This window comes from Caldibacillus sp. 210928-DFI.2.18 (assembly GCF_020554505.1).
Classification (GTDB): domain Bacteria; phylum Bacillota; class Bacilli; order Bacillales; family Caldibacillaceae; genus Caldifermentibacillus; species Caldifermentibacillus hisashii.
Genome location: NZ_JAJCHL010000054.1, coordinates 1 through 22079 on the forward strand (window position 1 = coordinate 1; position 22079 = coordinate 22079).

The following is a 22079-nucleotide window of genomic DNA, read 5'->3' on the forward strand; positions in this document are numbered from 1 at the left end:
GTCGGGCAAGCCTATGGGACAGTTTGGCTTATTTTTCAACTAATTTTGTCCCATACAGCCGTTCTATGAGACATTTCTATTCCAATTTTTGATGGTTTTGTCTCATAGACAGCAATTCGGACAAGCCTATGGGACAGTTTGGCTTATTTTTCAACTAATTTTGTCCCATATAGCCGCTCTATGAGACAGTTCTGTTCCAACTTTTGATGGTTTTGTCCCATAGACCGCGAGTCGGGCAAGCCTATGGGACAGTTTGGCTTATTTTTCAACTAATTTTGTCCCATACAGCCGTTCTATGAGACATTTCTATTCCAATTTTTGATGGTTTTGTCCCATAGACAGCTCGTCCTTCTTTTTCTTGGGGTTATCCCCATTTTCTCAGCTAGATTTCATCCGAGTGAGAGCCTGCCATTATCACTGTCCTGCTATTACCAAGGTTTCGAGGGATGTTTTCATCGCATGGTTGAAGCCTGCCATTATTACTGTCCACCCTCTTTCGGTGGTACATTTTTTCTCGTATGCTTATGCGGGCTGGGTAAAAAGTTTTCTTCTTTCATTCTTTTGTAATGCTCGTCAATATGGGACTTTATTTCCTCTGCTTTCTCTTTTGGAAATACACCAAATTCAACATATTTGTCAATAAGTTCTTTCCGTTTTTCCGTCAACTCGCCCACCATTTGATCAAGTTCTTTAATTTGTTCTTCCGTTAACTTGACCTGTTGATTTTTTTGTTCTTCTCCTGCATTTTCAGGTTGTTGCCCCTGTACTTGTTCGTTTGGACCAAGTTCAGCTTCTGAAGGTGCCGTTTTCCATGTTCCGGATTTCCCGGTTTCGTTTTGATTGTTTTCAGAAGCTACTCTTTCCTCCATATTTGATGGTGTCATACCTTGATTTTGTACAGATTCCACCGGTGCACTCGCCAAAGCTAACGAACCCGCCAATAGCATTGATGGTAAAATTGATAGTCCATTGAACATTCACAACATCTCCATTCATTTAATTTCAAGCTAATGCTATGTTGTGTAATGTTCACCAAAATATACCAACTTCTTTAAAAGATATGAAAAAAATAGGCAAGTCCTCTCACATTTTTGGATTTGCCTACATTGTATTTTTGCGAATTCCCCCATTTACGGGCAAATTAAAAAATTTTTGAGTATCTTTGTGAAAAAACGAGCATCTTTTAAACATAGCCAATCCGAAAAAATGAGCAATTTTTCCGTTCATGAACGATTTTGATAATATGTGCAGTTTTCCGTTCATAACCGATTTCAAAATAAGTACGATTCTTTTTCAAGGGAATTTATTTTTCCAGTTTCTCTATCGCTAAATTCAATTGAGTTTCTACTTGACTAAAACCGGTTCCGCCATAACTGTTCCGAGCGGCCACCACATTTTTCGGTTGCAACACTTCAAATATATCCTCTTCAAAAGCACCACTAAAATTCCGGTATTCACCAAGACTTAAATCAAGCAAATATTTATCATGTTGAATCGCATATAACACAATTCGTCCGATGATTTCATGGGCTTCGCGGAATGGTATACCTTTTCCCGCCAAATAGTCGGCAAGATCGGTTGCATTCGAGTAATCCTGGCTGACAGCTTTATACATATTTTCTTTTTTTACAGTCATTGTTTCAATCATTGGCGCCAATAACTGTAAAGATCCCGCCAATGTCTCTACCGTATCAAACATGCCCTCTTTATCTTCCTGCAAATCTTTATTATAAGCGAGCGGCAAACCTTTTAACGTAGTCAATAAACCAATCAAATTTCCATACACACGTCCGGTCTTGCCACGTAACAATTCAGGAACATCAGGATTTTTCTTCTGTGGCATAATGCTCGAACCGGTACAGAAAGAGTCATCCAACTCAACAAATTGAAATTCTTGGCTCGACCATAAAACTAATTCTTCCGACAAACGAGAAATATGCATCATTAGAATCGATGCGATTGATAAAAATTCTAAAATAAAGTCGCGATCACTAACCGCATCCAAGCTGTTCGGATAGACGGTTTCAAACCCTAACTGTTTTGCTGAAAATTGGCGGTCAATCGGGAATGTCGTCCCGGCCAAGGCTCCCGCTCCCAATGGTGACCAGTTAATCCGCTTCAAGCTATCTTGCAATCTTTCTTTATCTCGTTCAAGCATCCAAAAATAAGCCAATAAGTGGTGAGCAAAACTGATCGGCTGAGCCCGTTGCAGATGGGTATACCCCGGTAAAATTGTCTCCACATGTTGTTTTGCTTGGCTGATGATAGCTTCTTGCACAAAACGAATCAGCTCGATTATTTCCTTCGTTTGATTCCGCAAGTATAAGTGCATATCGGTTGCTACTTGGTCATTACGGCTCCGACCGGTATGGAGTTTCCCGCCGACCGGTCCAATTTCTTCAATTAACATCCGTTCAATATTCATATGGATATCTTCATCTTCTACAGAAAAAGAAACTTCATGATTAAGGACTTTCTCACGGATGGATGTAAGACCTTTCTTGATTTGCTCCACATCTTTAGCCGGTATAATTCCGCATGATCCGAGCATTTCAACATGGGCTAAACTGCCTTCAATATCTTCTAATGCAAGTTTTTGGTCAAACTCGATTGATGCTGTAAATTTTTCTACAAGTTGATTGGTTTCTTTTGTAAAGCGTCCGCCCCACAATTTACTCATTTTATTGACCTCCAAATGACTGAATCGTATCGTTAAAATCACAAGCCCTCATGATTCTCACAAGATAATGGTTTATGTTTAATTTTTAGCTGGCCATTCACGGTTTAAAATCTCAAACTTCAATCTTTGTCGCAAGAAGATGATTTAGGCTTTTTTATTGCCATTCAAGCCTAAAATCACAAACTCCAATCTTTGTCGCAAGAAAATGATTTAGGCTTTTTTTACTAGCCATTCACGGTTTAAAATCACAAGCCCTCATGGTTGACACGAGGGCCCTAAATAGATTTCATTCAATTATTTCAATACTTTTTCCTTCGTATGAATCTCGGAATATACTTTTGTCGGCATTCCCCATAATTTAATGAATCCGACTGCTGCATTATGATCAAACAAGTCGCCGGCCGAATACGTTGCCAGTTCCTCATTATACAGGCTAACAGGAGATTTACGGGCAACAACAACATGATTGCCTTTGAATAACTTCACCTTAACCGTACCGGTAACTGATTTTTGGGTTTCTTCAATAAACGCATCAATTGCCGGACGTAATGGTGAATACCAGAGACCTTCATAAATGATTTTTGCATATTGGGATTCGATTTGTGTTTTAAATTGGGTTACTTCGCGCGGCAATGTTAAAAATTCCATCTCTTTATGCGCATTGATTAAAACAAGAGCTGCCGGGTTTTCATATACTTCACGGGATTTGATACCAACGAGACGGTTCTCAATATGGTCAATTCTCCCTACCCCATGTTTGCCAGCAATTTCATTCAACTCCTGAATTAAAGCAGCCAGTTTCATCGGCACACCATTTAATGCAACCGGAACGCCTTTTTCAAAACGAATTTCAACATATTCCGGCTCATCCGGCGTGTTTTCAACCGGATTCGTCCAAGCAAAAGCTTCTTCCGGTGCTTCATTCCACGGATTTTCCAGGACACCTGCTTCACATGCACGGCCCCAAATATTCGCATCAATGGAAAATGGATTATCCAAATCAACCGGAATCGGGATCCCGTGTTTCTCGGCATAAGCAATTTCTTGATCACGGTTCATGCCCCATTCACGTACCGGCGCAACTACCGACAATTTCGGATTCAATGCTTGGATGGAAACTTCGAAACGGACTTGGTCGTTCCCTTTCCCGGTACATCCGTGGGCAACCGCCACCGCACCTTCCGTTTCTGCAACTTCCACAAGCAGCTTGGAAATGAGCGGGCGGCTTAAAGCGGAAGACAACGGATATTTCCCCTCATATAATGCATTTGCCTTTAAGCTTGGCAAAATATATTCATTGGCGAGCAGATCTTTCGCATCAATTGTAATGGCTTTGATTGCTCCCACTTTTAATGCTTTCTCTTTTATAAAATCTAGGTCTTTCCCTTCACCCACGTCAATGGCAAGGGCAATGACATCATAACCGTATTTTTCTTGTAACCATTTAATCGAAACGGATGTATCTAAACCGCCTGAATAGGCCAGCACAATCTTTTCTTTTGCCATTTTTTCTCTCCCCTTGAATAAAGATGAATGAAATTGTATTGTTATTCATTTTAACGCAAAACGATTCAAAATGCTACAAAAAGTTTTTCAAAAATGATTTTTACACATAAAGACGTTTTTCTGCCTCGTCAAACCGAAAAAGCTCTAAAATTTTGTTTTGAATATGAAGGTGGTTTTCTCTCTCGTCAGACCTTTAGCTTTGAACATGAAGCTGGTTTTTTACCTCGTCAAATACGTAAAACGCTCCAAAAATGGATTTTAAACATGAAGACAATTTTCTGCCTCATCTCCATGTAAACATCAAACACGTAACCCCACCTACATATAGTTTTTCAAAATGGATTTTTGGACGTGGAGGCGATTTTCTGCCTCGTCAAACACGACCGAATGGATGCCGTCAATAATTTCCGGACTCACTTCTTCACCGCGATGAGCCGGTAAACAATGTAAAAAGATATAATCTTCTTTCGCATATTTGCATAATGATTCATTTACTTGATAAGCTGAAAATTTCTTTAGCTTCTCTTCTGTCTCCGCTTCCTGACCCATGCTGACAAATACATCGGTTACAACAACATCTGCATCCTTCACCATTTCATATGGGTCTTCACCGATAATAATGACGGATCCGGTTTCTTGAGCCGTTTCCTTGGCATGATTAACGATGGTTTCATCCGGTGCAAACTCAGCCGGACATGCTACTGTCATATCCATCCCGACTTTAGCCGCTCCTTCCAACAACGAATGGCACATATTATTATTCCCGTCACCGACATAACATAATTTCAAGCCTTGAAGCTTCCCTTTATGCTCATAGATAGTCAGCAAATCGGCCATCACTTGTGTAGGATGGTGTGCATCGGTTAAGCCGTTAATGACCGGAATCGTTGCATGTTTTGCCAGCTCCTCCACCTTCTCATGCTCAAAAGTCCGTATCATAATGCCATCAATATAGCGGGATAAAACTTTGGCCGTATCGTGGATCGTTTCCCCTCTGCCTAATTGAATATCTCTCGAACTTAAAAACAAAGCTTGCCCGCCCAATTGATACATGCCGACTTCAAACGAAACTCTTGTACGTGTCGACGATTTCTCGAAAATCATCCCGAGTACTTTTCCTTGTAAAAAGGGATGAGGCTTTCCGGACTTTTGCAATTGTTTCAAATAAACCGCATCTTTTAGTAAAAATCGTATTTCCTCACTCGTTAATTCCCCGAGTGTTAAAAAATCCTTTTTCGCCGGTTTCTTTTCACCCGGTTTCTCAATCAAGTAATTTGACATTTCTTCTCTCCTCTTTAATAAGCAATTTCATACAAATAATCATTAATCGCCTTCACATGAATATCCCCGTGTAAGTGAGACAACTCCATGATTGATTGAAATGTATCCAATGACGTGTATAAAGGAACTTGATAACGCATCGCCAGTTCCCGCAAAAATTTACCGACTGTTTCATGGTTTCCTGCCTTCGTTGGCAAAATGATTGCGGCAGTAAATGAAACTTTCTTGAATACATCTTCCAACCCGGAAAATTCCTTCTTCACCTGTTTCGCTGCAATGCCAAATTCATTTAAAAATTTCGCCGTTCCTTCTGTGGCATAAATTTGCATATTGTCGTCCCAAACTTGTCGTAAAATATTCATTAGTTCTTCTTTATTACGATCAGCTACCGAGCAAAAAATGGTCACTGGGCCTTCCTTTTTATCCGATGTTCTTCCAATCGCTTTTCTCAATGCCTCTTCGTGTGTTTGCCCAATTCCGAGAACTTCGCCGGTTGACTTCATTTCCGGACCCATAATCGGATCGACATTTTTTAATTTCGTAAAAGAAAAGACAGGGGCTTTAACGGTATGGAACGGTACTTCAGTTGCCAAACCGGTTTTGCCAAGTTTTTCACCGAGTTGAACCCGTACACCCATTTCAACGATAGGAATGCCGGTGACTTTACTTAAAATCGGGACCGTCCGGGAAGCCCGCGGATTTACTTCCAAACAGTAAATTTGATTTTCATAAATCACAAATTGAATATTGGCTACTCCAACGATACCGGCTTCTGTACAAATTCTGTTTGTATAATCAACCAAAATCTCTTTTTGTGCCGCTGAAAGGTGGATTGACGGGTATATGCTAATACTGTCTCCAGAATGGACCCCGGCCCGTTCAATATGTTCAAAAATCCCGGCAATATATACATTCTCTCCATCACTAATACAATCAAGTTCACATTCAAGACCCGGTAAATATTTATCTACCAAAAGCGGCCAAGAACGTTTTTCGGCATACTGCAAAAGCTTGATATAATGGTCTAATTCTTCCACTTGGTAAATAATTTCCATTGATTGCCCGCCAATCACATAAGATGGGCGAACGAGGACAGGGTAACCAAGTTTTTCCGCTGCTGCTTTTAACTCATCAACGGAGTAGGTGATTTCACCGTTTATATGCGGAATATCTACTCGGTCCAGCAACTTGTAAAATTGCTTCCGGTCTTCCAATAAATCAATGGTTTCAATCGATGTTCCAAAAATATGAACACCTTCCTGTTCCAATTCTTGGGCCAAATTAATAGCAGTTTGCCCGCCAAATTGAACAAAAACGCCTTCCACCTGTTCTTTTTCGATAATGTGTAAAAGATCTTCCGTCGTAATTGGCTCAAAATATAATTTGTCGGAAATCGAATAATCAGTGCTTACCGTTTCCGGATTATTATTAACGACAATTGTTTCATAGCCGAGCGTTTTCAGTGCCATAACCGCATGGACACATGTATAATCAAATTCGATTCCCTGACCGATTCGGATTGGTCCGGAGCCGATAATCAGTGCTTTTTTCTTGTTTGAAACTTCTACCTCATCCGTTCCGTGCCAAGTTGAATAGTAGTAAGGGGTTACGGCATCGAATTCAGCCGCACATGTATCAACCAATTTATAAGAAGGGATAAGTTCCCATGCTTTTCTTTTTTCCCGAATCTTCTGTTCCGAACAATTCAGCAACATGGCTAGATATTTATCACTGAAATTCAATTTTTTCGCTTCTTGTAAAATAGATTTTGGCAAAGTTTCCAGTGTATATGAATGTAATTTTTTCTCATAATCGACTAAGTATTTAATTTTATATAAAAACCATGGATCAATAGCTGTTAAGTGGTGGATTTCTTCAATCCCCGTTCCCTTACGAAATGCCTCGGCAATCACGAATAATCGTAAGTCATTCGCATTACCCATCGCTTCAGATAATTCTTCCACTGTCATAGCGGACACTGCCGGATGAAACAACCCGGATACTTTATACTCCAACGAGCGTAACGCCTTATTTAATGCCCCCTCAAAACTGCGGTCGATCGCCATAACTTCTCCGGTTGCCTGCATTTGTGTACCAAGTGTCCGATTGGCTTCCTTAAATTTATCAAAAGGGAAGCGTGGCAGTTTAAGTACGACATAGTCGAGCGCAGGTTCAAAGGATGCAAATGTATTCCCGGTTACCGGATTAAGGATTTCATCAAGGTAATAGCCTAAAGCACATTTCGCCGCAATTCTCGCAATCGGATACCCGGTTGCTTTTGACGCTAAAGCACTGGAACGGCTTAACCGCGGATTGACTTCAATAATATAATATTGATTCGAGTTCGGATCCATGGCAAATTGAATATTACAGCCACCGATCACACCTAAAGCACGGATAACTTTCACCGAAGCATTCCTCAAAATTTGATATTGTTCATCGGATAATGTTTGACTCGGGGCAACCACAATGGAATCACCGGTATGAACACCGACCGGATCAATGTTTTCCATATTACAAATAATCACACATGTATCATTGGCATCGCGAACGACTTCATATTCAATCTCTTTCCATCCTTTAATGCTGCGTTCAACTAATACTTGGTGAATCGGGCTTAAAGCTAATCCTTTTTTCAATAAGGTGTATAATTCCGCTTCATTATTGGCAAAACCGCCGCCTTCTCCACCTAAAGTATAAGCAGGACGGATAATGACGGGAAAACCGATTTTCTGAACAAACTCAAGGCCATCTTCAATCGTATGAACAATTTTTGACTCCGGAATCGGCTCGCCAATTTCAATCATTAATTCACGAAATTTTTCCCGGTCCTCCCCTTTTTGAATCGATTCGACCGGGGTACCTAACAGACGAACCCCATACTTCTCTAAAATTTTCGATTCTGCCAGTTCCACGCTTAAGTTGAGCCCTGTCTGCCCGCCTAATGTTCCAATAACACCATCCGGTTGCTCTTTTTTTATTATTTCTTCCAAAACGTCCAAAGTCATCGGTTCAATGTAAATGCGATCGGCTATTTTTTGATCGGTCATAATCGTTGCCGGATTATTATTCAACAGGACAACTTCAACACCTTCTTCTTTTAAGGCAAGGCAGCCTTGCGTACCGGCATAATCAAATTCTGCTGCCTGACCGATGACAATCGGACCGGATCCGATGATGAGCACTTTCTTTATCTCTTTATTTAACGGCATATTTCATTTCCCCTATTTTTTGAATGGATTCGATGAAGTTGTGAAAAATGTATTCCGTATCTTGTGGTCCCGGATGTGCTTCCGGATGAAACTGTACGGTTTGAATCGGTAATGTTTTATGCGTAAAACCTTCAATCGTCCGATCATTGACATGTTGAAAAGTTACTGTAAATTCATTTTCATTCATAGTTCCATCGATAACAACGTAACCGTGATTTTGTGATGTGATAAAAACTTTCCCGGTACGTAAATCTTTGACCGGATGATTGGCCCCGCGATGACCAAAAGGCAATTTTTCGGTTTTGGCTCCATAAGCAAGAGCAATCAATTGATGGCCTAAACAAATCCCCAAAGTTGGATAACATTGCGTTAACATATGAATTTTATCCAAATGATCGGCTAAGTCGATTGGGTTGCCCGGACCATTACTTAACACAATTCCATCCGGATCCAGTGAACGAATTTTTTCAAACGAATAGTCGAATGGAACAACCGTTACTTTACAACCTATTTGCTGAAGATAGGCTAATATTGATTTTTTATAACCAAAGTCGACTAAAACGACATGCGGGCCTTCGTTATCGTAAAACAGCAATTCTTTCGTTGTCACTTGCTTGACTAGTTGTTTCTCATCCGAACTTACAGGTTTCACATCCGGTCGATCCGAAATAATTGCTTTCACGGTTCCTTTTTTCCGAATCGTTTTCACGAGTGCCCGTGTATCAACATCGGTTAAACATGGAATGCCGTATTTTTCCAAGAGTGTGGTTGCTGACTCTGCCAATTGATAATGGCTTGGTGAACCGCAAATTTCACCGGTGACAATTCCGCGCACATGTGGTTTGTCACTTTCTGTAAATAAATGATTCATACCGTAGTTACCGATTAACGGATACGAAAATACAATGATTTGACCGGCGTAAGATGGATCGGTGATGATTTCTTGATAACCGGTCATACTTGTATTAAAGACAATTTCACCGGTTTGATTTTTTCTATTTCCGATCAATGTTCCGGGAAAAATTTCACCGGTTTCTAATATGACATAGCCTGTTGTCACATGTTTTCCCCCATTTCTTCCCTTCATTTGGCACCAGAAATTTTACTGGATTCATGCTCATATGCGGCAAGTACCGTTTTTAATCGCGCTATAAACAGGTCGATCTCTGCTTCTGTCGCAATTAAAGGTGGCAAAATTCGGATGACTCGCGGACCTGCTGTTAAAATAAGAGTCTTCTCTTTAATCGCGAGTTTGACTACCTTATCTGCTTCCCCATCGATTTCCAGTCCAAGTAAAAACCCTACACCGCGAACAGTTTTTATCCAAGGAAATTCACTTTGTAATTCGAGCAATTTATCTTTTAAAACTTCCATTTGGTTTTGTGCAGAAATGAGTAAATCCGTTTCAAGAAACTGTTTTACCGTTGCAATACCGGCAGTTGTTGCCAGCGGATTGCCGCCGAATGTACTGCCGTGGGTTCCCGGTTTAAAGTATTCAGCCACTTCTTTTTTCGCCAACATGGCACCGATTGGAAAGCCTGAACCTAATCCTTTCGCCAAGGTCATCACGTCCGGCTCAATACCATAATGTTCATAGGCAAACAACTCCCCGGTTCGCCCCATCCCGGTTTGGACTTCATCGGCTATTAATAAAATATTTTCCGAATGGCATATCTTCGCAACTTCACGAAGCCAATCCTTATCTGCCGGGATAACCCCGCCTTCTCCTTGAACGAACTCTAACAGTACCGCTGCCGGTTTGAGCTTTCTGAGTTGCTCCAGCGATGCCATATCGTTATACGGCAAATAAGTAAACCCTGGGACCAGTGGCGCAAAACCGTGTTGAATTTTTTCCTGACCGGTTGCTGTTAATGTGGCCAAGGTTCGTCCATGAAATGATTGGGTGAATGTAACAATATCTGCTGATTTTTTATGTTGATTTGCATACATTCGTGCCAGTTTAATCGCTGCTTCATTTGCTTCAGCCCCACTGTTGCAGAAAAAAACTTGATCAAAGCAGCTGTTTTCGACGAGTAAAGATGCCAATATTTCCTGTGAAGGGATATGATACAAGTTAGAACAATGCCAAAGATTATCCAATTGTTCGATTAATGCTTGCTTAACCGGTTCCGGTACATGACCCAAATTGCATGTAGCAATCCCGGAAGTAAAATCTAAATATTTATTCCCTTCATCATCCCAAACATAGCAGCCTTTCCCTTTGACAATTTTGACCGGAAAATGACTATATGTGTTCATTAAGTAAGATTCTTTTACTGCCTGCATTTTTTCACCCTCTAGCGTATGGCAAGCGAGTTACCTGCCCCATTATTTTGCATAAGTTAGCTCTAAATTTATCGACGTACCAATTTTTTCCTTGCCTATAAATCTTTTTAAAGCATTTTCTTCCGTCCCGTCTAAAATGACAACTTCCCGGATTCCTTCATGTAAACAATCCAAGGCCGCCTTCACTTTTGGAATCATGCCACCGGTAATCGTGCCATCGTCAAGCAATTGTTGAACCTCGAGATGGGAAAGATTTGAAAGAACTTTTCCATTTTTTAAAATACCGGGTACGTTTGTCACAAGACATAACGGTGCTTGTAACGCTTTGGCGATAGCAGCCGCGGCCAGGTCTGCATTCACGTTCCAGCGTCCGCCATGTTTATCGGTGGCAACAGGTGAGATAACCGGAATTAATTTTTCATTCAACAACCTTTCAATGATCTTTGTATTTACCGAATGGACTCTGCCGACAAATCCCAGCTGATTTTCTTGATGAATCGGTCCGGCTTCGAGCAACATTCCATCGACACCGCTTAATCCGATTGAACGGCCGCCACACGTCATTAAATTCCGGACAATGGTTTTATTCATCGTCCCGGATAAAACCATTTCCACAACATCCAATACCTCGTTCGTTGTGACCCGCATACCTTCGATAAACCGGGTTTCTATCTTTAATTGATCCAACATCTTGGATATTTCCGGACCGCCGCCATGGACAATGACCGGCTTAACATCGTATTCTTCCATCATCATGACAATATTTTCATAAAAACTCGGATGAAGTCCATCCATAATACTTCCGCCACATTTAATGACAACATAACCCATTACTTTAGCCTCACCCCACAAGTTCGAAAAGAAAGAATTTTTTACGCGCATTGTTGTTAACTTGATTTTTCCGCCAACCCAAGTCCGACGAGAAAGGAATGCTTAAGCGCATTGTTGTTAACTTGACTCTGGCCACCGACTAGGTTTGACTGGATGCAATTCTGAAATACCATTTGAATTGGCTTTTCCGTCAACTAAGTTCGATAGGAAGCATTAATTTTTACATAATCGTAGGTTAAATCGCATCCCCACGCAATGGCACTGCTTTCTCCTTCATGCAATTCTACCAATATTTGAATCTCGTTATTTTCTTCCATATACGTTTTTACCTCAGACTCATCAAACAAAGCAGGTAACCCGTTGGCAAATAGTTGATATGGACCGATATAAACACTAATATTTTCTGTGTCAAAATCGACACCGCTATAACCAAGCGCACAGACAATTCTTCCCCAGTTCGGATCTGTTCCAAAAACCGCCGATTTCACAAGATTTGAACCAATCACAGATTTGGCCAGCTTTTTGGCGTCTTCTTCACCGGCCGCTCCGATTACCTTTGCTTCAATTAATTTTGTTGCCCCTTCTCCATCTTTTGCAATTTCTTTGGCAAGTAATTGACATACCGTTTCTAACCCTTGAATAAAGTGGAGCCAATCCGGACTGTCCGGTGTGAGCTTCGTATTATCCGCCAATCCGTTCGCCAGTAATAGGACCATATCATTCGTACTTGTATCGCCATCAACCGTAATCATATTAAATGTTTCATCAACCACTGTTTTCAGCGCAGACTGTAATGCTTCTTGCTCGACATTGGCATCAGTTGTAATAAAGGCGAGCATCGTGGCCATATTTGGGTGAATCATCCCGGAACCTTTGGCTGCACCGCCAATCGTAATCATTTTTCCATCGATTTCAAGTTGAACACACGCATGCTTTTGCGTTGTGTCCGTGGTTAAAATTGCTTTTTCAAAATTTGCGACAGATTCTTCAACCTTTCCGATCATATTGATCCCATCAAGTACTTTATTAATCGGAAGCTGCTCACCGATTACTCCAGTAGAACTGACCGCAACATGTTCTTCTTTCATATTCATTTTTTTTGCAAAATAATGGCGCATTAACAGTGCATGACGGTATCCTTCTTCCCCGGTACATGCATTGGCATTTCCCGAGTTCACAATCACCCCTTGAATTTGCTTGTCTACCTTGATACTTTCGCGAGTGACATGGATCGGGGCAGCTTGGATGAGATTGGTTGTATAAACCGCCGCTGCATTTGCCGGTACAATTGAATATAACCAGCCCAAGTCATGCTTTTTCCGCTTTAGTCCACAATGTAAACCGCCGGCGAAAAACCCTTTTGGTGTACAAATATGACCGCCATCTAAAATCTTTATTTCTTGTAAAATTTCTTTTTGATTAATGCCCATTGTGTGACCTCCAATTATGGATATAGTGGGGAATTATTGAGCCCGATATGTTCTTCCCACCCATTAATAATATTCATGTTTTGCATCGCCTGACCTGCCGCACCTTTTACGAGATTATCAATTACCGATATTATAATCAGTTTATTCGTTCGCCTGTTTACCATAACACCGATATCGCAAAAATTACTTCCCATTACTTCTTTTGTCGTCGGCCATTCGCCAATTGGACGAATCCGAATAAACATTTCATCTTTATACATATCTTTGTATAAATGATGGACTTCTTCAGTCGTAACTTGTTCAACTAAGTCGGCATAGATCGTACACATGATTCCCCGATTGATAGGGATTAAATGTGTAATGAATGTAATTGGTACTTGTTCTCCGTATATATCACTGATTACTTGTTCAATTTCCGGTATATGTTGATGTTCTCCAATTTTATAGGCTCTTATGTTTTCATTGATTTCCGTAAACAAATTGGTCAAATTTGCATTCCTTCCTGCACCGGAAACGCCTGTTTTAGCATCAACTTGAATGGTATTGGCATGAATGATTTGTTTCTTTAATGCCGGAAATAACCCCAGTAATGTTGCCGTTGGAAAACATCCCGGATTGGCGACCAGTTTGGCTTGTTTAATCTTATCCCGATAAACTTCTGATAACCCATAGGTCGCTTTTTGCAAATATGCTGTCGGTGCGGATGTCTTTTTATACCAGGTTTCATAATCGCCGGCGTTTTTTAACCGAAAGTCACCTGAAAGATCGATACAAGTAACTCCTTTATCCAAAAGCGGCGGAATGATATCTTTTGAAACCCCGGATGGTGTCGCAAAAAAAACAAGATCTAAGTTGATGAGCTCATCCAAATTCCATTTTTCCAATATCATCTCATTGACACCGTACAAATGCGGATATAACTCCAAAATATTTTTACCATGGGTGGAATGTGAAACAATTTTTTCAATCGTTACATAGGGATGTTGTTGTAAAAGCCGGATTAACTCGACTCCGCTGTATCCATTCGCCCCAACGATACCAACTTTCATTCCAACCAGCTCCTAATAAATTTTGTATGAATTATTATAACAACCAATGTATAAAAATACAATCTAATTTTTAAAAAAAAATATCAATATTAATAATTTATTAGTTTTATGGGGATATGATAAAAAAGCCGGCCTACTTTTATGAAGAGAAAAGTAAAACGGATTCCGCTGTCTAATTAGCAGAATCCGCCATTTCCGGAGAACTTATTTTTTAGCCTCGTACATACTTATCCTTATTCACCTGATTTAAAAACGGACTCGATTCTCCAATTGAAAAAAGAAACAGTTCATGCATGGCCCGGGTACAAGCCATGTAAAACAATTTTCGTTCTTCTTCATCTGAATAAATATTCGACGAGGCGTTATAAATAATTGCCGCATCGAATTCGATTCCTTTGGCTAAATAACTTGGTATAATAAGTAAACCTTTTTCATACGAGCGAGTTTCCTTTTTAATAAGATGGAAATCCATTTCTCCACTTAATTCATCAAATGCCTGCTTTGCTTCCCGGGCGGTTTTGCAGATAACGGCTATCGTCTCATAGCCCCGACTTTGAAGGTCGCCCAACGTTTTTATAATCGCTTGATGCAATAATTGTTTATTTTCGACAGTTGTCAACCGAGGCAAATTCCCGTTTCGATTGAACGGAATAATTTCTTGTTCATCATTCAATATTTCCTTTGTAAATTCAACAATTTGTTTTGTTGAACGGTAGCTCTTCGCCAAAATAATTTTTTCCAATTCCTCATCGGGAAAGAGTTCATCGGAAAGGGTAAGCCCGTTTTGACCACCAAGGGCAAACGTAAAAATTGATTGGTTGATATCCCCTAAAATCGTCATTCTACTGTTTGGGAAAATTTCTCGAAAAAAGGCAAATTCAAACGGCGAATAGTCCTGGGCTTCATCAATGAACAAATGTCGAACTTTCGTATAAATAAGTTTTCCTTCCAATCGGTCTTTTAAATACAGATATGGTGTTGCGTCTTCGTAGCACAATATTCGTCGCTTTATTTGTTTTGCCGTCATTTCCCCGATTTTTTCCCATTCATTCGGTAACTGAACGGAATGCTGAGCTTTCCTTGCCCAGGTAAATAAATCGATGTAAAGGCCCCTGACATCGACAAAGGCCAACTCATTAATTTTTTTCCGTAACGGTGCCAGCTTTCGTTTTATAATCCAATCAGCCAGCATGTTTTCCTCACGTTCAAAATCATTGAATGTATTTTCGGTAAAGCGTTGCTCTTTTTGCAATTTCCTGTATACTTTCAAATAATCTTCCCGGTCAAGCAATTCACTTTCTTTGAGTACCCATTCTTTCCCCTTCTCTTCCTTTTCCTTTTCATCCATCTTTATAAGCAACCAATCTTTTAACAGCTGAATCCGATTTGGAATTGAAATTTGTTTACCCAATGAATAAAAGTACTCTTTAATTTCTTGTTTGGAAATAAACACTTCGCCGCGAAAAGAAATATTTTTAAACATCATGCCATCGCTTTGCAAGTTGTGCACATAAGCATCGATCAGCTGTTTAAATGATAAACTAGCCTTAAAGCGGATGGCCTTTTTTCTTACCCAATAATTTTCATCCCGTTTCCCGCTCAATATATATTCCAGTTGTTCATATGGGTTCTCAACCTCATAATCTTTAAGGCGATGTTGTAAATACTGATAAAATGTACTTTGATCCATGTTATCTTCTCCGAGTTCGGGTAAAACCGTAGCGACATAGCTGCTGAATAGCTGATTGGGTGAGAACAGCAAGATATTATCGGCACGCAAAATTTCCCGATACTTGTAAAGAAGATAGGCTACTCTTTGAAGGGCGGCGGATGTCTTCCCGCTCCCGGCCGCTCCCAGAACAACTAAATATTTTTTTCGATCGTTCCGAATAATTTCATTTTGCTCCTTTTGAATCGTTGCAACAATCGATTTCATTTGTGTGTCTGCTTGATCGCTCAACACTGCCTGTAAAACCTCATCACCGATTGTTATACCGGTGTCAAACATCCCTTTAATTTCCCCTTGACGGATTATATACTGTCGCTTTAATTCAATATTTCCCGTAATGTCTCCGTCCATTGTTTTGTAATGCGAAGGTCCAGGGGCAAAATCATAGTACATACTGGAAATCGGGGCTCGCCAATCATAGATTAGAAACTCTTCATCATTCTCATCCATCAGGGAAAAAAGGCCGATATATATTTTTTCACTTTTGTCCTCGCCATCTTCTAAAAAATCAATCCGTCCGAAATAAGGGGATGCCTTCAATCGTTCAAGATTTTTATGCTGTTTAAAAAATTGCCTATGGCTTCGTTCCCGCTCCGATAGAAGTTCTGCCTGTTGCCGTAAACTTGTATGGGTTTCTATTACATCATCCGGTTCATCGAGGTTCACTGTTACATCTTCCCAAAATGTTTTTCGGAGCGAGACAATGTCTTGTTTCAGGCCCCCGGTTTTTTCTTCAAGTGTACGCAATTTCTTTTCGATGACTTCAAGAACATGATTGACCCTTGCCTGTTCCTTTGCTTTCTCATGATTTTCCTGCATTGTTTAACACCCCTGGTTTTAAATTCATTACAAATTCTTCCCGAAAACTTATAAATATTATATACTTTGCCATTCATTTATACATCCCATACATCTTCTCTCTTTTTCATATCTATAAGAAAAGGACCAAAATCAACATTCATTTCCATTCATGTGATTTCAGTCCTTTCATACACAAATTCATCCAATGAAACGGTTTTGATTTAAACTTTTGTTGAAGAAGTCGGGCGTATCCCGGGTTGCCCCTCTCTCACTCGTCACTTAAATCTTGCGTTGAGAGACTTTTATTTACCGCTTATGCTTTCGATACAGGTCATGCTCCTCGGGTTAAAAGTGGAATAAATAAGTGATACCTGTAGTAGGGATGAGAACAGCCGATAAGTAATGAAGGAAATGGTCCATTACGGGTGCAAATATTCCTTGATCATCTTTATTTGCCGGTTCCGGTGCCTTCATTGGACGTAATGGAACTGAAACGGTCAGTTGATCCGTATTATTGTCTTCTATGTGCAAAACACCGTGCGAATCGACCGTTTGCTTATAATCTTGTCCATTTTTAGCCGTAAAATAAAGATCTTCCTCCACCATATATTTCATCCCGTCTTCAGTAAATATCGTCCCTTTTGGAATCATTTCCGATGTAAAATTTGTGAATCCATAATCCAGCAATTGAATTGTGTCCGAATAAGGTGCATCTTTGAAATTTGTTTTCATGGTAACGGCAATCAGTTCAAGATTATCCTTTTCGGCCGTTGTTACAAGAGTAAATCCTGCCTCATTGATAAAACCATTTTTCCCGCCGGTAACTGTTGCTGTTTCATAGGGAAATTCCCCTTTTAACAATCGATGATGTGTTAACAATGTGGTATCCCAAGATTGTCCATCCCAATGATACTCTTTCATTCCAAAAATCTTTCGGAATGTATCATTTGCTAGTGCATATTTGGTAATTTTTGCCATATCTGCTGCGGTTGTATAGTGATTTTCATTGTATAGACCATTGGGGTTTTCAAAATGGGTATTGGTAACTCCAATTTTATTCGTCAAATATTTATTAATATTTTTCGAAAACTGAGCTACAGAACCGTCAATATGTTCAGCGATGGCAACTGCTGCGTCATTACCTGAGTTCATAAGCATACCCGTTAATAGTTTTTCCATTGAGACTACTTCGCCTGCTTCCAAGTAAACCCTAGTCCCTTCTACCATTGTTGCCTGCTCACTAACGGTTACTTGCTCATCAAGATTACTATGTTCGATCGCATAAATCGCTGTGGCAATTTTCGTAATGCTGGCGGGATTCATTCTTTCCGTTTCGTTTTTTCCATATAATATTTGTCCGGATTTTGCATCCATTAGTACAGCGGATTCACTCATTAGTTGCAACTCTTCTTGGGCAAATACATGGCGACCGGGCATAAGCAGTAATATAGCAGCACAGAACAAAAGAATACTGTAAACTTTCATTCAAACACCTTTTCTACATTAAAATCTTAACTAGAGTTATTCTACTATATTATTTATGGTTATTATTTTTCATTTGTATAACAAAAATTTTACTTTCATAAGATAAAAAAACATTTTCAGCTTCGAAGGTTCTGGAAAAATGTGAAACAATAAGCTATACTAAAATCGTGCTTTTATATCAACCTTGGGATTTGGAGGCATTTAGATGGCAAAAAAGAAAGACAAGTTCGCGTTATTATTAACAGATATATCAAGTAATATTAAGGAAGCGGCCACTTTTTTTTATGATTTTAAAATCAATAATGTGCGGGATCTGAAAATTTTTTATGATACAGTGAAAGAACACGAAGCGAAGGGAGATTCACTTGTACATAGAACTACAAAAGAATTAAACAGTGCGTTTATCACACCGATTGAGCGAGAGGACATCATGATGTTAACGATAACCTTAGATGATGTCATCGATGGGTTGGAGGAATGTGCTGCTTTATTCGAAATGTATTCCATTATTCATCCGACTGATCATATGAAATCATTTGTCACGGCGATAAAAAATATGACAATCGAAATGGATCATTGTACGGAATTACTTGCCAATAAAAAATATGGTGACATTCACGAGCATGCTGTGAAAATTAAAGAATATGAATCAAATTGTGATCATTTATTACGAATTGCGATAAAAGAACTTTTTGCAACAGAAGAAAACCCGATTAAAATCATGCAATATAAAGAAGTTTATGAAACATTAGAAAATATTGCCGATTATTGTCAATCTGTCGCAAATACATTAGAAACCGTTGTTATGAAAAATGCGTAAAAGGAAAAGAGACGATTTGAAAAGGAAATAACATACTTGAATAAGGCTATTTTCCTAATCTTTGTTACGATTGGATACAGATGCAGATAGACAAAACTTGTCATCGTTCCCTGAGGTTAGAAGCCAGAATAGAAGCAATTGGCAAACCACCAATTGCTTTATTAAAGACCACTTTTCATGCAAAAAGTAGCAATCTTAGAGAAGAGCCTTAGATAAAACTGAAAGAGAAGGAATTACATAGATGGAAGGAAATTTTCTGATTATTACACTAATTGTCATTTTTGCACTGGCCTTTGACTTTATCAATGGTTTTCATGATACGGCAAATTCCATTGCGACAAGTGTCTCAACGAAGGCTTTGAAACCGAGACATGCAATTGCTTTGGCTGCCATTATGAATTTTCTTGGTGCGATGACATTTACCGGAGTTGCAAAGACAATCACAAAAGATATTGTTGACCCTTTTTCATTACCGAATGGAACCCTTGTCATTTTAGCAGCGTTGATTGCTGCAATTACATGGAATTTAATTACTTGGTATTTTGGCATCCCGAGCAGTTCCTCCCATGCATTAATAGGTTCTGTTGCCGGAGCCGCCATTGCCAGTGCCGACTTTGGCGTTCTTAACTATCACGGATTTATCAACATTATTGAAGCACTTATTTTTTCACCGATTATCGCTTTTGCTGTCGGTTATCTTGTCTACAGTCTTTTTAAAGTAATTTTTAAAAACTATAACTTGGCAAAAACGAACCGGAATTTTCGCTATTTCCAGATTTTGACGGCCGCTATTCAGTCTTATACGCATGGGACAAATGACGCTCAAAAAACGATGGGTATTATTACAATGGCGTTAATGACCGGCAATTACATCAGTGGCGGAGATGTTCCATTTTGGGTACAAGCTGCTTGTGCCACGGCAATGGGTTTAGGCACTTCTGTCGGTGGTTGGAGAATTATTAAAACGGTTGGTTCAAAGATTATGAAAATCCGCCCCGTTAACGGTGTTGCTGCAGATTTGACCGGGGCTACGGTAATTTTCGGTGCAACCTTTTTACATTTACCGGTTAGTACAACCCATGTTATTTCATCAGCCATTTTAGGTGTCGGTTCAGCCCATCGGATCCGCGGTGTCAAATGGGACACAGCCCAAAGAATGATCATAACATGGTTTATCACTTTACCAATTTCCGCCATATTAGCATTTATGTGTTATCGGGTTTTACATTTTGTTCTGGGATTTTAATTGATTCTGTTCTTCATGACACATATGTATGAAAATAAAGATGGTTTCTATTGCCACAAACGTTTACGGATTGTCGATATGGGACAACTGAAAAATGGTAGCATGAAAAAATGGCGGCATGGTTTCGGCCGCCATTTTTTCGATTTTTTTATGCTCCCTCTATACATTTTTGCAGATGAAGGAATTCGCCCCTAAAATAGAATTACGCCAGTTCGTATATCCTACCAGTACGCAATTATTGACCTGCCGTCACTTGCTTCAAACTCGTGACCCATTTCATTTTGGTTGCGTCATCCATCGGCTCGCCTATACGTGTATAGCGAACAAGAAACATATCATCACCTGCATAAAACAGCCTTGCCACTTCATGTTGATTCTGTTCAATCTGATCGTCATGAATATAAAATTCATAAAATCCTTCTTCTGCCGTCACATCATAACTTTGAAAGTCAATTTGTCCGGTTACTTCTTCACGAATGGCAGCATCCATATTACTGATAAAACTTTCTGGTGTCGAGTACAATTTTCCATCCTCATAATAATGAATGGTGTAAAGTTCCGACCAATTTTCAACTGTTTCATTTTCCAAAACAAACTCGGCAATAGCCATTCCATTATTGGTATCCTCATCATAATAGTCGAGCTTCCAGTTTCGCTCATCAATCGTAAAATTCAACTTTTCTATTTCCGAAAAATAAACATAATCGCCCGTACCCGGGTTAAAAGCGGGAACGTCCGGTCCGGTTACCCCACTTGTATCTTCCACCGGATTACCGTTTTCGTCTAAATACTGAACGGATGACTGGGCCGATTCGTAAATTTTCCATTTTCCTTTATACGGTTTCAAAATATGGTATCCTTTTACTTCATTGTTTTTATACTCCGGACCCTTTACTTTCATCGTTCTTTGTGTAAAAGCGACTTTTGCTTCATCAACCGACTTTTCTACGACTTCGACATCGGAAATTTCAATATCGAATGTATATTGGGAAGCAAATTGCTCAATTAGTTGCTTTGTCGATTCAAAACTGGGTGATTCATCATGGATGGTACTCATATATCCTTCTATATCTCCCGCCTGCATCGTTTCTAAGTTTTTATCTAACACCGCAATTAATTCCTCATCGGTCGGTATTCCCTTTTCTTTTTTCGATTTCTTATCTTCTACTTGTTTTGTTTCCTTTTTCTCGTCGTCAACTTGGCTTTTTTTCTCACTTTCCGATGAACATGCCCCTATACATAATAGGATAAATCCTAATAAAATAATACGGAAAAATAATTTTCTTCTGCCTTTCATTTTCGCTCTCCCCCTGTTGCCTACTCTCTGTTGTCGTGGAATTGCAGCGACAAACCAAAACAATGTTCATTGTATGAAAGTCATTTTAATTCGTGTCTTGTTTACCAATTTCTCTGTATGTCGCTTTACAAAATAGCGCAATGATACAATTATATGAGGGAAAATTTTTATTATTCCAATTCGCCGGCTGTAGTGAGAAAAACGCAAATTACTGCTTTCGTAGTTTAGTCAAAGATGCATACTTTCTAGAGTTTCGCATCTTAGAAAGCCGGTAACTCATCACGTCGCCATTTGGACAAGAACTCGTAGAAACCTTTTTTGGAATCCGAAGCGAAAGTTCTTTTTCTATAAAGAAAACTCGGCGATTGCCCAGCCTTTAGGCGATGGCAAAGCCGTAGTCAGCGAAAATACATTTTCGCTTGCGAG

15 protein-coding genes are annotated in these 22079 nt (G+C 39.6%); 2 read left to right on the top strand and 13 right to left on the bottom strand.

Annotated elements, in window-relative coordinates:
- Positions 1–479: 479 nt before the first annotated feature.
- The 12 genes from LIZ98_RS11660 to LIZ98_RS11715 form a co-directional block, all read right to left on the bottom strand.
- Entirely contained in the window at positions 480–977 is a 498-nt protein-coding gene (locus LIZ98_RS11660) for a YckD family protein (protein WP_227139720.1), read from the bottom strand.
- Positions 978–1303: 326 nt separating this feature from the next.
- A complete protein-coding gene (gene argH, locus LIZ98_RS11665; RefSeq protein WP_041845497.1) occupies positions 1304–2680 on the bottom strand; it encodes an argininosuccinate lyase in 1377 nt (458 codons plus the stop codon).
- 294 nt (positions 2681–2974) lie between these two features.
- Positions 2975–4186 (bottom strand): argininosuccinate synthase, encoded by a 1212-nt coding sequence (locus LIZ98_RS11670; protein WP_034767608.1) that lies wholly within the window; start codon positions 4184–4186, stop codon positions 2975–2977.
- 318 nt (positions 4187–4504) lie between these two features.
- Complete coding sequence (gene argF / locus LIZ98_RS11675) at positions 4505–5467, bottom strand: ornithine carbamoyltransferase (RefSeq protein ID WP_227139721.1); 963 nt, start codon at positions 5465–5467, stop codon at positions 4505–4507.
- Positions 5468–5481: 14 nt separating this feature from the next.
- Complete coding sequence (carB, locus tag LIZ98_RS11680) at positions 5482–8679, bottom strand: carbamoyl-phosphate synthase (glutamine-hydrolyzing) large subunit (RefSeq protein WP_227139722.1); 3198 nt, start codon at positions 8677–8679, stop codon at positions 5482–5484.
- Positions 8666–9739, bottom strand: a complete 1074-nt coding sequence (locus LIZ98_RS11685; RefSeq protein WP_095142491.1) for a carbamoyl phosphate synthase small subunit — start codon at positions 9737–9739, stop codon at positions 8666–8668. The genes carB and LIZ98_RS11685 overlap by 14 nt, the downstream gene beginning before the upstream one ends.
- A gap of 23 nt (positions 9740–9762) precedes the next feature.
- Positions 9763–10965, bottom strand: coding sequence for an acetylornithine transaminase (locus tag LIZ98_RS11690; RefSeq protein ID WP_227139723.1), 1203 nt, complete (start codon positions 10963–10965; stop codon positions 9763–9765).
- Positions 10966–11007: 42 nt separating this feature from the next.
- Positions 11008–11796 (bottom strand): acetylglutamate kinase, encoded by a 789-nt coding sequence (gene argB, locus LIZ98_RS11695; protein WP_227139724.1) that lies wholly within the window; start codon positions 11794–11796, stop codon positions 11008–11010.
- Positions 11797–11990: 194 nt separating this feature from the next.
- Positions 11991–13226, bottom strand: coding sequence for a bifunctional ornithine acetyltransferase/N-acetylglutamate synthase (gene argJ, locus LIZ98_RS11700; RefSeq protein ID WP_227139725.1), 1236 nt, complete (start codon positions 13224–13226; stop codon positions 11991–11993).
- 14 nt (positions 13227–13240) lie between these two features.
- Positions 13241–14275 carry an N-acetyl-gamma-glutamyl-phosphate reductase gene (gene argC, locus LIZ98_RS11705; RefSeq protein WP_227139726.1) on the bottom strand — a complete coding sequence of 345 codons (1035 nt, stop codon included), beginning with the start codon at positions 14273–14275 and terminating at the stop codon, positions 13241–13243.
- Positions 14276–14486: 211 nt separating this feature from the next.
- On the bottom strand, positions 14487–16823 hold the full coding sequence (helD, locus tag LIZ98_RS11710; protein ID WP_227139727.1) for an RNA polymerase recycling motor HelD: 2337 nt from the start codon (positions 16821–16823) through the stop codon (positions 14487–14489).
- Positions 16824–17150: 327 nt separating this feature from the next.
- On the bottom strand, positions 17151–18290 hold the full coding sequence (locus LIZ98_RS11715) for a D-alanyl-D-alanine carboxypeptidase family protein (RefSeq protein WP_227139728.1): 1140 nt from the start codon (positions 18288–18290) through the stop codon (positions 17151–17153).
- 205 nt (positions 18291–18495) lie between these two features.
- On the opposite strand from LIZ98_RS11715, the gene LIZ98_RS11720 reads away from it, so the two are divergent.
- Both LIZ98_RS11720 and LIZ98_RS11725 read left to right on the top strand, forming a co-directional pair.
- Entirely contained in the window at positions 18496–19110 is a 615-nt protein-coding gene (locus LIZ98_RS11720; RefSeq protein ID WP_034767587.1) for a DUF47 domain-containing protein, read from the top strand.
- 241 nt (positions 19111–19351) lie between these two features.
- Positions 19352–20356, top strand: a complete 1005-nt coding sequence (locus LIZ98_RS11725) for an inorganic phosphate transporter (protein ID WP_108897421.1) — start codon at positions 19352–19354, stop codon at positions 20354–20356.
- Positions 20357–20591: 235 nt separating this feature from the next.
- On the opposite strand, the gene LIZ98_RS11730 is transcribed toward LIZ98_RS11725, so the two are convergent.
- Positions 20592–21653 carry a hypothetical protein gene (locus LIZ98_RS11730; protein ID WP_227139730.1) on the bottom strand — a complete coding sequence of 354 codons (1062 nt, stop codon included), beginning with the start codon at positions 21651–21653 and terminating at the stop codon, positions 20592–20594.
- Between the last annotated feature and the right edge of the window lie 426 nt (positions 21654–22079).

Coding starts and splice junctions, on each gene's coding strand:
- LIZ98_RS11660 (WP_227139720.1), bottom strand. CDS start 977: ATGTTCAATGGACTATCAATTTTACCATCAATGCTATTGGCGGGTTCG.
- argH (WP_041845497.1), bottom strand. CDS start 2,680: ATGAGTAAATTGTGGGGCGGACGCTTTACAAAAGAAACCAATCAACTT.
- LIZ98_RS11670 (WP_034767608.1), bottom strand. CDS start 4,186: ATGGCAAAAGAAAAGATTGTGCTGGCCTATTCAGGCGGTTTAGATACA.
- argF (WP_227139721.1), bottom strand. CDS start 5,467: ATGTCAAATTACTTGATTGAGAAACCGGGTGAAAAGAAACCGGCGAAA.
- carB (WP_227139722.1), bottom strand. CDS start 8,679: ATGCCGTTAAATAAAGAGATAAAGAAAGTGCTCATCATCGGATCCGGT.
- LIZ98_RS11690 (WP_227139723.1), bottom strand. CDS start 10,965: ATGCAGGCAGTAAAAGAATCTTACTTAATGAACACATATAGTCATTTT.
- argB (WP_227139724.1), bottom strand. CDS start 11,796: ATGGGTTATGTTGTCATTAAATGTGGCGGAAGTATTATGGATGGACTT.
- argJ (WP_227139725.1), bottom strand. CDS start 13,226: ATGGGCATTAATCAAAAAGAAATTTTACAAGAAATAAAGATTTTAGAT.
- argC (WP_227139726.1), bottom strand. CDS start 14,275: ATGAAAGTTGGTATCGTTGGGGCGAATGGATACAGCGGAGTCGAGTTA.
- helD (WP_227139727.1), bottom strand. CDS start 16,823: ATGCAGGAAAATCATGAGAAAGCAAAGGAACAGGCAAGGGTCAATCAT.
- LIZ98_RS11715 (WP_227139728.1), bottom strand. CDS start 18,290: ATGAAAGTTTACAGTATTCTTTTGTTCTGTGCTGCTATATTACTGCTT.
- LIZ98_RS11720 (WP_034767587.1), top strand. CDS start 18,496: ATGGCAAAAAAGAAAGACAAGTTCGCGTTATTATTAACAGATATATCA.
- LIZ98_RS11725 (WP_108897421.1), top strand. CDS start 19,352: ATGGAAGGAAATTTTCTGATTATTACACTAATTGTCATTTTTGCACTG.
- LIZ98_RS11730 (WP_227139730.1), bottom strand. CDS start 21,653: ATGAAAGGCAGAAGAAAATTATTTTTCCGTATTATTTTATTAGGATTT.